Origin of the sequence: Acetonema longum DSM 6540, from assembly GCF_000219125.1 — a bacterium.
Lineage (GTDB): Bacteria > Bacillota > Negativicutes > Sporomusales > Acetonemataceae > Acetonema > Acetonema longum.
In genome coordinates this window covers 1-1,123 of sequence record NZ_AFGF01000124.1, presented here as the reverse complement: position 1 = coordinate 1,123, position 1,123 = coordinate 1, and the positions used below count along the sequence as shown (strand labels likewise).

Here is a 1,123-nt window from a genome sequence, read left to right as displayed (position 1 = left end):
TTTCTAGATTCCCCCGTTCATTCGTTTCCGTCTAAACAAACATCGGAGCAACGAACTTATTTTGTCCGTTGCTCCGATGTTTGTTTTTCGCTTTTAAGATAAGGTGTCAAAAGGTGATCGTCCCCGGGGTCATTTCAAATCTCCGTCTCCGCGCTTCCTGAATCAAACATTACTCCGGATAACTATATTTTTGGGGATTCATTACATATTCTGTTGCTATAACGACATTATCAGTATCAAATTCAAGAAACATTTTACCCTGAATAGCTAACTCTAAATGAGCGTACCCGCAAGGCCAATCAAAAACACAATCCCACTCATATAGTTTTAAATTTTCTTTAGGTTCGTAATTCCAAGATCTATTTAGATCTATTCTCTTGCCTTCCGCCGTTTGAATAAAGTGGGAAAATTCTACTTGGTCATATAATGCGATTTCCACTTTTCCACCAACTACGCCATCAATTAACACTCTTGACATCCCAGCTAAATACGCATTCTTGTTTTCTAATGGTACATTTATCGTACTTAACCAATTATTATCATTGATAAGCGTTACACCCCACACCCCAAAACTAATACTGTCTCCAAGAGTCCTCGGACAATTCATAAAGATTCGTGCATCAAAAAAATCGACTATATCCCACATCTCATCTGTTATATCAATTTTATGAATCATTTTCCTATCCTCACTAATACTATCTGTTTAAGAGTGCTTGCTATAATATCCTTTCCATCAGTCGTTTTACAACCTACTGTTAAAGCATCAGATGCTACTCCTTTAGTTTCAAGCTTAAATCCGTAACGTGCAAGTTGTTCCTCTGACATATTAAATATTTTGTTAAAATCTTTGTTGGACATATTTCCTACGATTGTTAGCTTCCCGTCAGGTTGCATAACTCGTGGAATGTCACTTTCTAATGGATTAAACCCGCGAGGATTTTGAACAAGAACTTCCGCTTGGGAAGCTGTCTTTATGCTACTAAGGTTATTAGCATCCATCTTCTCAACACTAGCAATTTTGGGATCTATATCAACATTTCTATAGCCTGACTGAGGATTGTCACCGGCACCAATATTAAGTTTAGTATTACTCGTTCCTGGTGCAGCCTTAGTCGGCCCCTTA

At 37.8% G+C, this 1,123-nt stretch carries 2 protein-coding genes; both read right to left on the bottom strand.

All coding sequences use genetic code 11. The features are described from left to right. Positions 1-169: 169 nt before the first annotated feature. Positions 170-676 carry a hypothetical protein gene (locus tag ALO_RS13200; RefSeq protein WP_004096766.1) on the bottom strand — a complete coding sequence of 169 codons (507 nt, stop codon included), beginning with the start codon at positions 674-676 and terminating at the stop codon, positions 170-172. Then, positions 673-1,123: class I SAM-dependent methyltransferase (locus ALO_RS22520; protein WP_004096764.1), on the bottom strand; the 451-nt coding region annotated here is incomplete at its 5' end. The genes ALO_RS13200 and ALO_RS22520, both read right to left, overlap by 4 nt.

Bases quoted from the DNA above. Each gene is read 5' to 3' on its own strand.
- ALO_RS13200 (WP_004096766.1), bottom strand. From the start codon at position 676: ATGATTCATAAAATTGATATAACAGATGAGATGTGGGATATAGTCGAT.